The 13,229-nt window shown below is 69.8% G+C and carries 13 protein-coding genes; 7 read left to right on the top strand and 6 right to left on the bottom strand.

Annotation, left to right across the window (positions count from 1 at the left end; genetic code table 11):
* Window positions 1-184: 184 nt before the first annotated feature.
* The 6 genes from ACFVKT_RS36890 (at window position 185) to ACFVKT_RS36865 (ending at window position 5,519) form a co-directional block, all read left to right on the top strand.
* The gene (locus ACFVKT_RS36890; RefSeq protein ID WP_385740174.1) at window positions 185-1,192 is read left to right on the top strand and encodes a serine/threonine-protein kinase; all 1,008 of its coding nucleotides are present in this window, start codon (window positions 185-187) and stop codon (window positions 1,190-1,192) included.
* Entirely contained in the window at window positions 1,179-1,655 is a 477-nt protein-coding gene (locus ACFVKT_RS36885; RefSeq protein WP_385740171.1) for a hypothetical protein, read from the top strand. Before ACFVKT_RS36890 ends, ACFVKT_RS36885 begins: the two co-directional genes overlap by 14 nt.
* Before the next feature lie 93 nt (window positions 1,656-1,748).
* Window positions 1,749-2,720 (top strand): hypothetical protein, encoded by a 972-nt coding sequence (locus tag ACFVKT_RS36880; RefSeq protein WP_385740168.1) that lies wholly within the window; start codon window positions 1,749-1,751, stop codon window positions 2,718-2,720.
* 73 nt (window positions 2,721-2,793) lie between these two features.
* A complete protein-coding gene (locus ACFVKT_RS36875; protein WP_385740165.1) occupies window positions 2,794-3,555 on the top strand; it encodes a hypothetical protein in 762 nt (253 codons plus the stop codon).
* Window positions 3,556-3,558: 3 nt separating this feature from the next.
* The gene (locus tag ACFVKT_RS36870; protein ID WP_385740162.1) at window positions 3,559-4,356 is read left to right on the top strand and encodes a PP2C family serine/threonine-protein phosphatase; all 798 of its coding nucleotides are present in this window, start codon (window positions 3,559-3,561) and stop codon (window positions 4,354-4,356) included.
* Window positions 4,353-5,519: a hypothetical protein gene (locus ACFVKT_RS36865; protein ID WP_385740159.1), complete on the top strand. Its 1,167-nt coding sequence runs from the start codon at window positions 4,353-4,355 to the stop codon at window positions 5,517-5,519. The genes ACFVKT_RS36870 and ACFVKT_RS36865 overlap by 4 nt, the downstream gene beginning before the upstream one ends.
* Before the next feature lie 19 nt (window positions 5,520-5,538).
* On the opposite strand, the gene ACFVKT_RS36860 is transcribed toward ACFVKT_RS36865, so the two are convergent.
* The 6 genes from ACFVKT_RS36860 to ACFVKT_RS36835 all read right to left on the bottom strand — a co-directional run bounded on the left by ACFVKT_RS36860 (window position 5,539) and on the right by ACFVKT_RS36835 (window position 12,116).
* Window positions 5,539-6,129, bottom strand: a complete 591-nt coding sequence (locus ACFVKT_RS36860; protein WP_385740192.1) for a hypothetical protein — start codon at window positions 6,127-6,129, stop codon at window positions 5,539-5,541.
* Between the two features lie 13 nt (window positions 6,130-6,142).
* Window positions 6,143-7,702 carry a substrate-binding domain-containing protein gene (locus tag ACFVKT_RS36855; protein WP_385740156.1) on the bottom strand — a complete coding sequence of 520 codons (1,560 nt, stop codon included), beginning with the start codon at window positions 7,700-7,702 and terminating at the stop codon, window positions 6,143-6,145.
* A complete protein-coding gene (locus ACFVKT_RS36850; protein WP_385740153.1) occupies window positions 7,699-8,874 on the bottom strand; it encodes a toxic anion resistance protein in 1,176 nt (391 codons plus the stop codon). Before ACFVKT_RS36850 ends, ACFVKT_RS36855 begins: the two co-directional genes overlap by 4 nt.
* Before the next feature lie 13 nt (window positions 8,875-8,887).
* Window positions 8,888-9,961: a substrate-binding domain-containing protein gene (locus ACFVKT_RS36845; RefSeq protein ID WP_385740150.1), complete on the bottom strand. Its 1,074-nt coding sequence runs from the start codon at window positions 9,959-9,961 to the stop codon at window positions 8,888-8,890.
* 397 nt (window positions 9,962-10,358) lie between these two features.
* Window positions 10,359-10,778 (bottom strand): hypothetical protein, encoded by a 420-nt coding sequence (locus ACFVKT_RS36840; RefSeq protein ID WP_385740147.1) that lies wholly within the window; start codon window positions 10,776-10,778, stop codon window positions 10,359-10,361.
* Between the two features lie 126 nt (window positions 10,779-10,904).
* Window positions 10,905-12,116 (bottom strand): pyridoxal phosphate-dependent aminotransferase, encoded by a 1,212-nt coding sequence (locus tag ACFVKT_RS36835; protein ID WP_384387593.1) that lies wholly within the window; start codon window positions 12,114-12,116, stop codon window positions 10,905-10,907.
* Between the two features lie 224 nt (window positions 12,117-12,340).
* On the opposite strand from ACFVKT_RS36835, the gene ACFVKT_RS36830 reads away from it, so the two are divergent.
* Entirely contained in the window at window positions 12,341-13,216 is an 876-nt protein-coding gene (locus ACFVKT_RS36830; RefSeq protein WP_385740143.1) for a serine protease, read from the top strand.
* Window positions 13,217-13,229: the final 13 nt, after the last annotated feature.

The raw sequence follows: 13,229 nt of genomic DNA, 5'->3' as shown, positions 1-13,229 counted from the left end.
CGGGCCGCGGTGACGGAAACACGAGCGGGCCCGGGGCCCCGCACAACGGCGTGCGGGCACCCGGGCCCTCTCGTGTTCTCCGCCATCGACTCCGCCGATATTTTTCGCATCGGCTCCGCCCCGACCGGGATTTCGCGGGACACTCAGGACATCCTGCAACGAACCCTGGAGTGAGGTGAGCGGGGTGCGTACGCCCGTCAGTGATCCCTTGAAGATCGGGCCCTACCGCATCGTCGGGCGGCTGGGCTCCGGCGGGATGGGGTGGGTGTATCTCGGCCGTTCGCCGGCCGGGCGCGAGGTCGCGGTGAAGGTGGTACGGGCCGAACTGGCCGCGGAGCACGAGTTCCGGGAGCGGTTCGCGCGCGAGGTCGCCGCCGCGCGGGTGGTCAGCGGCGCGTACACCGCGGCCGTGGTCGACGCCGACACCAGGGCCGAACTGCCCTGGCTGGCAACGATGTACGTGCCGGGCCCCTCGCTCGCCGAGGCGGTCCGCACCGACGGGCCACTGCCCGAGCCGCAGGTACGGCAGCTGGGCGCCGGCCTCGTCGAGGCGCTCCAGGCCATCCACGCCGCCCGCGTCGTGCACCGGGACCTCAAACCGGCGAACGTACTCCTCGCCTCCGACGGTCCGCGCGTCATCGACTTCGGGATCTCCCGGGTCGACGGCGTACCCGGGCTCACCCAGACCGGCATCGTGGTCGGCACACCGCCGTTCATGTCGCCCGAGCAGATCCAGGGGGCGCCGGTGGGACCGCCGACCGACGTCTTCTCCCTCGGCGGGGTGCTGGTGTACGCCCTGACCGGCCGGCCGCCGTTCGGAAGCGGGGACGCCGTGCGTTTCCGGGTCGTACAGAGCGAGCCCGAACTCGACGCCGTACCCGCGGAGACACGCGAACTGATCGCGCGCTGTCTGGCCAAGCGGCCCGAGGACCGGCCCCAACTGGACGAGCTGCTCGCCGCGTTGCTGGAGGAGACCCCGAAGCCGGCGTCCTGGCCCCCGCCGACCGTGGCCCACAGCATCAAGGTGCGTACGACTGATCTTGCCGACCGCCGCAAGGCCGCGGCAGCGGGCCGCGGTGCCGGTACGAGTGTGTCGGTGCCCTCGTGTCTGCTGCTGCACGCCCAGGCGTTGCTGGACGCCGGGCTGACCGACGCGATGGTCGCCGAGGCGGTGGGCCGTGGCGACGCCTGACTCCTCGCCCACGCGCTTCCCCGGCCGGGAGCCCGAGGCACTTGAAATCGGCGTGCACTGGCGGGGGTTGGTACAGACATGGGTGGCCGGGCGGAATTACCACACCATGACCGACACCGTTTCCGTTTCCATGCAGTTCGATCTCCAGGAAACGGGCCGGATGGTCACCGTGAGATTCATGACCACCAAACGGCTGCTCGTCGCCTTCGCGACCGATGGTCATTATCTGCGCCAGGATCAACTGGCCGTCGCCGCCGCCGCGTCGAACGCGTGGAATACCGAACAACTGAATCCCATGCTCTCCGTATGGGACGTACGGGGGCCGCGGCCCTGTCTTGCCGGGGTCTGTGATCTGCCGCTGACCTGCCGGATGACGCAAACGGATTTCGATGCTTTGGCCAGTGATTGGGTGGAACGGGCGAGGCAGATGTTCACTCGCTGCCATCAGGTGTTCAAGTTGTAGAAGTGAAACCCGTGGTGTGCCCAAACCCCTTTCGGGCGCACGCCGGTTGCCCTCACTATGGGCGAGTGCCTTTTAGGCCACGGGGGGTTGCCCATGAGGCGTTCACTGTTGTGCGCGGTGTTCTTCGGAATGGTTTTCGCTCTGCTTCCGGTGGGGGCGGTGGCGGCCGACGCATGCGACAAGGACTTCGGGGCCCGGCTCAAGTGCTGGTCGTCCTCGGTGGAGAAGGAGATCGTCCCGGTCACCCTGGACGACGAGGTGCCGTTCGACGCCAAGGACCCTTACCGAGGGGACGCCGAGAAGACCCTGCGGGACCACCGCGAGAACCTCGTGGTGGTGGTGCCCGCGCGTGCGAAGACCGGCGGGGGTGGAACGGCGCTCCTCCTGCTGGCGGGCACCGGCTGGGTGGCGGAGGATGCCACGATCGACGACCTGCCGGACGCCGCCCGGGATGATCTGGCGAACCTGTCCCTCTGCGGTTTAACCGCCCCGACCGACCTCAAGAGTCTGTGCGACAAGCTGGCGTCCGGCCCGATCAAGGGCCAGGACCTGATCGACGCAGCCGACGGCGCCTATCGCCCCCTGAAGTCGTACCCCGGCTCAACGAACGGCGAGTCCTGGTACCCCGATCCCCTCCTCATCCTCATGGCCGCCCTCCTGGTCGCCCTGCTCGCCGCCCTCGTGCTGGCCATCCGCCGTTCCTCCCGCGCGGCGCCCCGCCGCGTCCTCGCCGCGGCGGGCGGCGGCACGGTCCCCACCGCGCACACCCACACGGCCGACGAGAAGACCACCCACCTGAGGACCACGCCCGGCCCCCGGTACGGGCGTCGGGTCGGCAATGTTCCCGGCCCCGCGAGGTCCGCCGTCGTGCGCACCGAACTGCACCCGCAGGGCTACGTCGAGCTCGACCGCGTGCTGTACCGCGCGGTGTGGGCGGAGCCCGGCCGCCCGCCGCCCGCCCCCGGCGGACTCGTCGACGTCACGGACGCACGCGAGCGCGACTCCGACGTCCTCTACGCCTTCCCGCCCACCACGGGACGGCACGCCAAAGGCACCCGGCCCTGAGACCCGCATGGCCCAGAGACCCGCATGGCCCAGAGACCCGTACGACCCTGAGACCAGGAGAAGAGACACCGAGATGTACAGCGAACACCCGCCCACGATGCCGGCGGAGTACGCCGACATCGAGTTCGAGAACAACGCGCAGAGAATGCCGCTGGTGCTCTGCCTCGACACCTCCAGCTCCATGGCGGGGCCGCCCATCCAGACGCTCAACAACGCGCTGATGGAGTGGACCCGGGAGCTGCACGACGACGTCAGTCTCAGCTACAGCGTCGAGGTCGCCGTCGTCACCTTCGGCGGCCAGGGGGTCGCCGCCTGGCGCGGGCCCCAACTCCTCGACTCCCGCGCCCCGGTGAGCCCCTTCGTGCCCGCCCACATGTTCCGGCCGCCGCAGCTCACCGCCGCCGGGGTGACCCTGATGACGGAGGCGCTGGAGCTGTCGATGCACATCGTCGCGGCCCGCAAGGCCGAACTGCGCGCCTCCGGACTCCAGTACTACCGCCCGCAGATCTGCCTGGTCACCGACGGCCTGCCCACCGACGGCACGGGCCATCTCACCGACTCCTGGCACCGGTTGATCCCCGTACTTGCCGACGAGCAGAGCGCCCGCCGCTTCCGGCTGTACGCGATAGGGGTCGGCGGCATCACGGACAGGGGCGAACAGGTGCTCCAGGCGTTCGCGCCGAAGTTCAACGCCAGGCTCCAGGGATTCCCGTTCCGCGAACTGCTCCAGATGATGTCGGCGAGCGCGAACGCCGAGCAGAAGGGCGCGGGCGACGAGGTCTTCGAGAAGATCTTCAGCCAGTTCAAAACCCAGCGCCCGGCTTGGGAATCCTGACCCATGGCCGGAGCGGAGAAGCTGGACTCCTCGTGGCGCGTCCACGGCATGAGCGTCGAGGGCTATCGCCACCGGCGCCAGGGCCTGCCCTGCCAGGACGCCTGCGCGTCCAAGGTGTCGGGGCGCACGGCGGTCCTCGCGGTCGCGGACGGCGCGGGCAGCCGGCCGCGCTCCGAGGAGGGGTCGAGGCTCGCGGTCGAGCTGGCCGTCGAGCACTTCGCGCGGCGGGCCGACGCGGCGTCTGACCGGCAGCCCGGAGAGGCCGTCCACGAACTGCTCGAAGACGCCTTCCACGAGGTCAGCAAGATGTTCCTGGACACCACGGGCGCCGACGCCGCCGACTTCGCCACCACCCTCACCGTCGTGGTGCTCGCCCCGGGCTGGCTGGGCCATCTCACCGTCGGCGACGGCTTCGTCGTACTGCGAGCCGGTACGGAGGACGGGGAGCGGCAGTTCCATCTGCTGCCGCAGGCGCGGGCGGCCAGCGAGTACAGCAACGAGACGGTCTTCCTCACCTCGCCGGACGCGGCCCGCTGGGTGCACACCGACTGTGTGTCCGACGAGGGGATCGACGGGGTGCTGCTGTCCACCGACGGGCTCGTACAGGCCGCGCTCACCCGGTCCGGCTCCGGGGCGCAGTCACCCAACACCTCTTTCGCCGACGCCGTGTTCAGGTCCCTCGACACGGTGAGCGACGACTCCCACGAGGGACTCGCCACGCTGCTCAGATCGGACCGTCTCACCGCCCTGAACGCCGACGACAAGACCCTGCTGCGGGCCGTGCGCAAGGTGCGGCCATGAGCGGCCTCACGGTGTTCCTGGACGGGAAGCCCGTCGTGCTGGCGGAACTGCCCCTGAAGGGCGGCGGGCAGGCGGCCGTCTTCCCGGTCGTCGGCGACGACGGCATCGTCGTCAAGCTCTACCGCGAGCCGCCGGGTCCCGAGCAGGAGCGCAGGCTGACCCGGATGCTGACCATGTCACCGCTCGCCGCCCGCCCCACCAACGCCTCCCAGCCGCCCGAACTGGCCTGGCCCACCGCGCTCGCCCGCGGCCCCAAGGGCGAGTTCCTCGGCTACGCCATGCGCCGCTTCGGCGAACCCCAACACGTCCAGCTCGTCGGCCTGTTCACCCGCGCCCAGCGCCTCAAACTGTTCCCCGAGCGGGCCGACTGGCGCTTCCTGCTCGGCGTCTCCTGGAACCTCGCCTTCATGACAGCCCGCATGCACTACGACAACCTCGTCATCGGCGATTTCTCCAGCAGCAACGTCGTCGTGGACGGGCACGGCTTCATCACCTTCCTCGACTGCGACTCGATCGCCTTCACCGACCCGGTGACCGGGGAACTCTTCCCCTGCCTGATGCACACCACCGACTACTCGTCCCCCGAGCGCCAGGCCGGCGGCCCCGCCACCCGCGCCACCGACGACTTCGCCCTCGCCGTCCTCGTCTACCAACTGCTCACAGCCGGGAACCACCCCTTCGGGGGCGTCCCGCACGACAGCGCCTCCGAGTCGACCGTCAAGGACAACATCGCGGCGAGCTGCTCCTACGTCGTACGCCCCGAGCTCGTCGTCATCCCGCGCGGCACCGTCGACCCCTCCGTACTGCCGCCGGAACTCCTCACACTGGCCCGCGCCGCCTTCGGCCCCGGGGTGCAGGCCCCCGCCGCGCGCCCCACGGCGGAGGCGTGGCTGCGCGCCCTGGACCGGGAACGCGCGCTCGTACGGGTCTGCCAGGCCCGCCCGCTGCACGCGTACGGGGCTCATCTGCCGACCTGCCCGTGGTGCACGCGGGCGGCGGTCACGGGGCACGACGTGTTCAACGGACCGGCGCCGGTTCCGCTGCCCGTCGCGCCGCCGGTGGAGAAACAGCCATGGCCGGCGGCGCTGAAGGTAGGTCTGCTGATCCTGGCTGTGCTGATCCTGATGATCATCGTGGTGCTGAGCGACAGGACCGGCGGTTAGCTCTTTTGGGGAAACGCTCCTACTGCGAGCGCCCCCGGTCCTCCAGATACCGCGTGTGCGACTCCTGCCGCCGAGCCTCCGTCTCCCGGAGCTGAGTCGCAAGCCGCTCCGACTCCTCGTGCAGCAGCGCGAGTTGGCGCTCCAGGTGGCGTTCCGGTGGTTCGGTGCCAGGTGTCAGCCGGGTCCACCACCTCGTCCGTACGAAGGTGTCGACGGCCTCGGGAATGTCCTGCCGTACGGCACGGGACAGGGCGTGCACGCCCTCCGGGTCCTGTGCGAGGACCGCGGCGACCCAGCCGGGGTCGAGCAGGGCGGCGAGGAGCTCGGTGAGCTCGGTGAGGCGTCCGGCGGCCGCGGGCGGCAGTTCGATGCCGTCCAGGTACTCGCGCAGCTTGCCGAAATCGCCGCGCAGTTCGTCGAGTTGGGCGGACGGGTCAGGGAAGTCGGGGAGCGGCGGGCGTTCCGGCGGGGCGATCAGGGCGCCCGCTCCGTACAGACCGAGGACGACGGCGGGCCAGTACGCGCCCGCGAGTCCGGTGAAGGTCAGCGCGAGCCCGGCGATCCCGCCCGCGCTCCCGACGAGGTTCTTGCGGGACTCCAGAAAACCCATGAGCCGGTTGCTCTTATTGGTAGCCACGGATCTCCTCGAAGGCGCCGTCGAGCGAGCCCTTCTGGGCGTCGAAGAGGCGGCCGCCGGTCAGGTCGGCGATGTGCTGGAGTTCGGCGCGGTCGGAGTCGCCGAAGAGGATCGGGAAGACGGGTATCTCCTTCTCGCCGGCGGGCAGTTGGCCGTAGAAGCCGTCGAAGTCGTCGGCGCTCGCCCCCGCCGTGTTCTCGCCGTCCGTCATCAGCACGATCGACGTGAACGTGTCGTCGTCGGCGCCGAGATGCTCGTACGCCTTCTCCAATGACGTGAAGATCGCGGTGTCCCCCTCGGCGGTGAGCGCCTTGGTGTCCTTGCGGATGCCGTCGAGCCCGGTCCCCGGGTCCTCGGGCGACACCACGTGCGTGCGGACGTTCTTGACCTCCGAGCCGAACGGCATCAGCGTCACCTCCTCGCGCTCGCGGAAGTCGCTCGTCAGGTCGGTGAGCGCCTTCTTGAGCCGGTCGAGGCGGCTGTCCTCGCGCATCGAGCCGGAGGTGTCGAGAACGTATACGGTCCTGGACGGGCGGCGGAGCTTGTTCTCGTACGCGTCGAGGAGGCCGTCGGCTACCGACTGGCTGCCGGGGAAGGGGAGTTCGCGCCGACGACTGGTGTCGAGGCCGGCCGCCGGGGCGACGGAGGCGACGACCGGGCGGCGCAGGGTCTGCTCGGTGATCTGCCGCTGGGCGTCCGGGGTGCGCAGTGCCTCGGTGAGGCGGCGGACGTCCTCGCGGGTGTCCTTGGAGGACGAGGCGAGCGAGGTCAGCGGGTAGTCGGCGGTCACCACGCCGTCGCTCGGCCGGATGACCGTGAGGTCCTTCATGCCCTTGAGGACCGACTCGTAGTTGAGCAGGCCGCCCACGGTGCCGCGGCTCTCATAGGCGGTCGCCAGCCAGCCGGAGGAACCCGAGGTCAGCTTCTGCCCCTTGAAGAACTCCCGCAACTTCGGCGTCGCCTTCTCCACGTCCGCGTCCGTCAGCGCCGACTGCGCTCCGGACAGGCCCGAGGTCACCGAGATCAGCGTGGAGAAACCGGAGTTGGAGCGCGCAGGGTCGGTCATGCCGTACGTCAGCCTGCCCGACGCGACCGCCTTCTCCACCTGCGACCAGGTGACGTCGTCAGGATTCCAGCCCAGCTCGCTCACGGTCGCCGGCTTGACGCCGATGGCCACCGGGCTGGACATGATCGACGTCTCGGAGACGACCTTCTTCGCCGCGTCGGGACGCAGCCGCAGATAGTCGTTCGACGAGAGCCACAGGGCGTCGTACGAACCGTCCACCTTGCCCTGCGCGAGCAGGTCCACGGCGGCGAGGGTGCCTATGTAGGTGGGCTTCACCGTGATGCCGGTGTCCTGCTGGATCTGCTCCAACACCCCTGTCATGTCACTGAGTTCGCTGGAGGCCAGGACACGGAGGGTGCCGGGGGTGGGAGCCGCCGGGGCCTTGGGGTCCGCCGCGCTCTCTGCGTTCTCCGCCGTGCAGGCCGACACGGCGAGCAGAGCCGCCGCCGTCAGTACGGCGAACGTGCTTCGTCTTCTCATGCGTTACCGCCTTCGAGGGCGCCCTGCGAGCGGCTGCGCTCCAAGTAGGCGCTTGCGTGCTGGAGTTCGGAGGTCAGCGACGCGACCGTCACGGCCATGGCCTCGGTGGCCTGCACCTTGTACGTGTCGATCGCGTCGAGCGTGCGGTAGATCTGCTGGAAGGCGCTGCGCAGGGTCTCCGCGCCGACGGCCGGATCGGCGGCGATCCGCTGGATCTCCCCGCTCTGCGTGGCGAGCATCTCGGCGTTGCCCCGGATGAGGTCCTCCGTGGTGCCGCGCAGCGCGTTGACCTGGTCGACGACCTTGCGCTGGTTGTCGAGGGCCGAGGCGAGCATCACGGAGATGCGCAGCGCCGAGACGGTCGTGGTCGCGGCCCGGTCGACGCCCTTGATCAGCTCGTCGTTGTTGCGGCGTACGACGTCCATGGCCAGGTATCCCTGGGCGCACACGGCCAGCTGGGTCAGCAGGTCCTGGTGCTTCTGCCGTACGGGGAAGAGGACGTCGGAGCGGAGAGTGTCGGCCTGCGCCGGGTCCCTGGCCTCCACGCCCGCGATGTGCTGCTCGACGGCCGTGTCCAGGGCCTGGGTGAGGACGACGTACTCCTGGAGCTTGCCCATGGTCTCCCAGAGGCGGACCCGCTCGGTCTGCAACGCGGCGTTGTCCCGGCGCAGTTCGTCCTGGCCGCCGCGCAGTGAGCCCACGATCTTGTTCAGGGTGCCTTGTGCGGAGGCGTACTTGGCGACGTGGTCGCGCAGCTTGTTGCCGCCGGGGAGCCGGGAGAGGAACTTCCGCCCCTTGCTCGCGGGCAGGTCGCGCGGGTCCAAGTCCTCGACGACTCGCCGGAGTTCGACGAGCGAGCCCGCCACGTGCGACTGGGCGTCCTCGCCCTTGCCCGGGAGGCTGCGGATGGTGCGCTCCAGCATGCGGTTGGACTGCGCGGCCGCGCCCCGCATCTCGCCCGCGCCCAGGCCCGTGATCTCGCCGACCTTGCCGGCGAACTCGGGCGAGCGGGCGTCCAGGCCGGCGAGCCCGCCGACGTACTCGGCGGCACGGCGCGCCATGTCCTCGTGCACGGCCGCATCCACGGGCACCAGCCCGCCCGCCTTCTCGCGGGGCACGGGTGGGACGGCCTCGGGCGGCGTGAGGGTCAAGGTGTTCGGTTCAGTACTCATTTGCTGCTTCCCCCTACTTCCGGGCCCGGAGTGCCATCTCGTGCAGCACCTTGGAGGCGGGCACGGGCACCTGCCGGACGCCGGTCAGCTTCTGGTTGATGTACCTCGTCTGGGCGGCGGTCGCCGCCGTGAACTCCGTGCTCGCGCCCTGCGGCCGGAACCCGTGCCGGACGGCGAGCTTGCGCAACGTCGGGTCGTTGCTCAGGAGTTCACCGAGAGCGCGGCCCTCGGGAGTGAGCGGTACGACGGTGTGGTCGCTGTTCGCCGTGGTGTCCGGGTAGAGGACGGTGAGGTCGCCGACGTCCTGGCCCTGGACGAGCAGCGAGGACACCTGGGACTCGTACACGAGGACGAGCGGGTTGCCCGCGCCGCTGACGAAGTCCCTGAACGTGGCGTCCGTGCTGCTCTGTTGTGCGCCCTGGACGCTGATCAGCTTGTGCATCAGGGGCGCGGTGCGGGCCACGGCCGCGTTGTCCGCGGCCACGCGTCCGCCGTCGGCGACGTACGAGGCGGCGGCGAGGTAGAGGGCGCCGGAGCTGGAGGTCTCGGGGTCGGTGGTGGCGATGAAGAGCGTTCCGGTCAGCTCGCCGTACTTCTCCGTCCCCTTGAGCTCCTGCCAAGTCCGGTCCTGCTCGGCCGCCTTGAGGTAGGCGGACATGTTCAGGGTGCCGGTGGCCTTGTCGAGCGTGGCCAGGCCGTTCTGCTCCAGGACCTCGGCGGCGTGGCGGTGGGCCACGACGACGAGGGGTGAGTAGAAGGGCCGGGGGAGTGGCTTCTGTACGTGGTACTTGTCGGCCAGCTCGTCGGCCGGCGCCTGGCTCGAAGGGAAGGCGAAGTCGTACCCCTTGAGGTCCAGGCCCTCCATGGCCCAGGACCCGGAGGCCTCCGTCTTCACGGTGTAGCCCTTGGCAGCGAGGGCCTTCACCACGTCGGGATCGGCGAAGAACTCAGCCTTCTCCGACCCGATAACTCCTTGCACGGTCTTCGTTGCCGTGCCCTTGTCCTGACCATCGCGGCCTGCGACGACGGCTGCTACCACGCCGCCGATCAGCAGGACCGCCAGGACGATTCCTGCGATGCGTCTCACACCCGTGAGCGTGCTCCCGGACTCCAACATTCCCCCCGGCCCGGGGTGAACACGGGGTGACGACGGGGTCCCGGTACGCAACCGGAACCTCCGGCGCCGCTACGGGGGTTCACTGAACGGGGGTGTCCGGTTCTCGCCGGTGCGTGGGCGCGGCGGGGATAGCTGGGGCTCCCCGTCGCGCCGATGGGGAGCCCCAGTTATCCCCGCCGCAGCGGCGACAAGCCACGATGGTGCTTTCCGGCGGTGCCAAGTGGCCCCAGCTCACCCGAAAACGCCGGGGTCGCCCCCAAGCCGGGACAAGCGAAACCCCGCTGAAGCGAACGCAGTGCTGTGGCACCCGGTCCGCACGTCGCTGTGGTGCGCGCGGACCGGGGCCGTACGAGGGGAGCCCGGCGGCTCAGTGGGCCGCGAGGGGCTGCGGGGCGGTGGCGGACGCGTGGGCGTCCATGCGCTCGGCGGAGAGGATCGCCGCGGCGGTGTCGGCGCGGGACGCCGCGACGACGAGGGCGCGGCCCGCGAGGGCGTGCGCACGCTGGTGCAGGGGGACGAGCTGCGGCTCGCGGAGGGCGTCGGCCACCGACGACCGAACCGGCGCCGCCCCGTCCCGGAGCCGGGCCACCTGCGCGGCGAGCCGCTCGGCCGCCGTGTCCAGCTCACCGGACGGCGCGATCGCACGGATCTCGTCGGTCACCGCGAGCAGCGCCGCGAGATGCCCGGCCAACTGGATGTCCAGCTCCTCCTCGCGCGACCGATGGGGAAAGTCGGAGGTGGTGCCGGCCATCCTGTGGACCGACTTGGTGCGGATCGGTTCGTACATGGGACAGCCTCCTGTGCGCTGACAGGATCCCATCCTAGCTTGGATTTCGTCTAAAGTTGAGCCGGATCGCGTGACCGGTCGAAGCCTGTACGCAGTGCCACCGTCACCACACGCACGGTGTGGGAATCACGGCTGGCCGTAGCCGTCCAGGAAGTTCCCGATCCTCGTCACCGCGTCGGTCAGGTCCCCGACCGTCGGCAGGGTGACCACGCGGAAGTGGTCCGGCTCGGGCCAGTTGAAGCCCGTCCCCTGGACGACCATGATCTTCTCGCGGCGCAGCAGATCGAGGACCAGCTGCCGGTCGTCCTTGACCTTGAAGACCTGCGGGTCCAGGCGCGGGAAGAGATACAGCGCCCCCTTCGGCTTCACGCAGGTCACACCGGGGATCTGGGTCAGCAGCTCGTACGCGACATCCCGCTGCTCCCGGAGCCGCCCGCCGGGCAGCACCAGGTCGTTGATGGTCTGCCGCCCGCTCAGCGCGGCGACCACGCCGTGCTGACCTGGCATGTTCGCGCACAGTCGCATGTTGGCGAGGATCGTCAGGCCCTCGATATAGGAGTCGGCGTGCGCGCGCGGCCCCGAGATCGACATCCAGCCGACCCGGTACCCGGCCACCCGGTACGCCTTCGACATCCCGTTGAAGGTGAGCGTCAGCAGATCCGGGGCGATCTTCGCGGTCGCCGTGTGTGTGGCACCGTCGTACAGGATCTTGTCGTAGATCTCGTCGGAGCAGACCAGCAGGTTGTGGCGGCGGGCGATGTCGGTAAGACCGCGCAGCATCGCCTCGTCGTACACCGCACCCGTCGGGTTGTTCGGGTTGATGATCACGATGGCCTTGGTGCGGTCGGTGACCTTCCGCTCCACGTCCGCGAGGTCGGGCATCCAGTCCGACTGCTCGTCGCAGCGGTAGTGCACCGCCGTACCGCCGGACAGTGACACGGCCGCCGTCCACAGCGGATAGTCGGGCGCCGGTACGAGCACCTCGTCGCCGTCGTCGAGCAGCCCCTGCATAGCCATCACGATCAGCTCGGACACGCCGTTGCCGATGAAGACGTGCTCGACGTCCGTCTCGATGCCCAGGGTCTGGTTGTGCATGACGACCGCCCGGCGCGCCGCGAGCAGCCCCTTGGCGTCGCCGTAGCCGTGCGCCGACGACACGTTCCGCAGGATGTCCTCAAGGATCTCGGGTGGGCACTCGAACCCGAAGGCCGCCGGATTCCCCGTGTTCAGCTTGAGGATCCGATGCCCCGCCGCTTCGAGTCGCATCGCCTCCTCGAGAACCGGGCCCCGGATCTCGTAACAGACGTTGGCGAGCTTGGTCGACTGGATCACCTGCATGTCCGTGAGCTTACGGCCGGGTAACGCTCGGCGGCGGGTGTTTTCCACCACGTGAGACGGGGTGTTCTGTTCCCTTTTCCCTCCTGTCGTGGCGAGAGTCGGCCGGCCCGTCCGGCCGGAAACCGCTCCTTGTCGCCTCTGACCGATCCCCTCACAATGCGCATGACAAAACAGAAGGTGACCGGAAAACCTTCGGTCACCCACGTCGCAAGAGGGGACCCCACATGAGAAAGCCTCTCGTCGCCGCGCTCTTCGCCCTGGTGATCGCCGGGGCGGGCGCGGCACCCGCGGTCGCGTCACCGGCACCGGCATCCGAGCCGAGGGCCGTGTCCGCGCAAGCGCGGAACGCCGCCGCTCCCGCGATCCAGGCCGTCGACTTCGCCGGCACCGTCGCGCTCAGCAACTGTTCCGGCTCGGTCATCCGCATGCCCGCGTCCGAGGCCGACGACCCGGCCCTCGTGCTGTCGAACGGCCACTGCCTGGAGACCGGCATGCCGACGGCAGGGCAGGTCATCGTCGACCGCGCGTCCACCCGCACCTTCAGCCTGCTCAACTCCGCGGGTACGAAGGTCGCCACCCTGCGCGCCAGCAAGATCGCGTACGGCACGATGACCGACACGGACGTCTCGATCTACCAGCTCACCAGCACGTACGCGCAGATCCAGAGCACGTACGGCATCAGCGCGCTGACGCTGGACGACGCGCACCCGACGGCGGGCACGGCCATCAAGGTCGTCTCCGGGTACTGGAAGCGGATCTACACCTGCAACGTCGACGGGTTCGTCCACCGGCTGCAGGAGGGTTCCTGGACCTGGAAGGACTCGCTCCGCTACACCTCCGCCTGCAACACCATCGGCGGTACGTCGGGTTCGCCCGTCATCGACAACACCACCGGCAAGGTCGTCGCCGTCAACAACACCGGCAACGAGGACGGCGCGACCTGCACCGTCAACAACCCCTGTGAGGTCGACGCGAACGGCACCGTCACCGTCCGCCAGGGCATCAACTACGCCCAGGAGACCTACCAGATCGTCCCGTGCTTCGGGCTCGACAACAAGCTCGACCTGAGCCGCGCCGGGTGCACCCTGCCCAAGCCTTAGCGGTGGAGAGGGC

It is taken from the genome of Streptomyces sp. NPDC127595, assembly GCF_042671685.1.
In the GTDB taxonomy this organism is placed as follows: domain Bacteria; phylum Actinomycetota; class Actinomycetes; order Streptomycetales; family Streptomycetaceae; genus Streptomyces.
The sequence above is the reverse complement of the archived record's forward strand: the minus strand, read 5'-3'. Positions and strand labels throughout refer to the sequence as shown.

Coding starts and splice junctions, on each gene's coding strand:
- ACFVKT_RS36880 (WP_385740168.1), top strand. CDS start 1,749: ATGAGGCGTTCACTGTTGTGCGCGGTGTTCTTCGGAATGGTTTTCGCT.
- ACFVKT_RS36835 (WP_384387593.1), bottom strand. CDS start 12,116: ATGCAGGTGATCCAGTCGACCAAGCTCGCCAACGTCTGTTACGAGATC.
- ACFVKT_RS36830 (WP_385740143.1), top strand. CDS start 12,341: ATGAGAAAGCCTCTCGTCGCCGCGCTCTTCGCCCTGGTGATCGCCGGG.
- ACFVKT_RS36840 (WP_385740147.1), bottom strand. CDS start 10,778: ATGTACGAACCGATCCGCACCAAGTCGGTCCACAGGATGGCCGGCACC.
- ACFVKT_RS36850 (WP_385740153.1), bottom strand. CDS start 8,874: ATGAGTACTGAACCGAACACCTTGACCCTCACGCCGCCCGAGGCCGTC.
- ACFVKT_RS36875 (WP_385740165.1), top strand. CDS start 2,794: ATGTACAGCGAACACCCGCCCACGATGCCGGCGGAGTACGCCGACATC.
- ACFVKT_RS36855 (WP_385740156.1), bottom strand. CDS start 7,702: ATGAGAAGACGAAGCACGTTCGCCGTACTGACGGCGGCGGCTCTGCTC.
- ACFVKT_RS36860 (WP_385740192.1), bottom strand. CDS start 6,129: ATGGGTTTTCTGGAGTCCCGCAAGAACCTCGTCGGGAGCGCGGGCGGG.
- ACFVKT_RS36865 (WP_385740159.1), top strand. CDS start 4,353: ATGAGCGGCCTCACGGTGTTCCTGGACGGGAAGCCCGTCGTGCTGGCG.
- ACFVKT_RS36870 (WP_385740162.1), top strand. CDS start 3,559: ATGGCCGGAGCGGAGAAGCTGGACTCCTCGTGGCGCGTCCACGGCATG.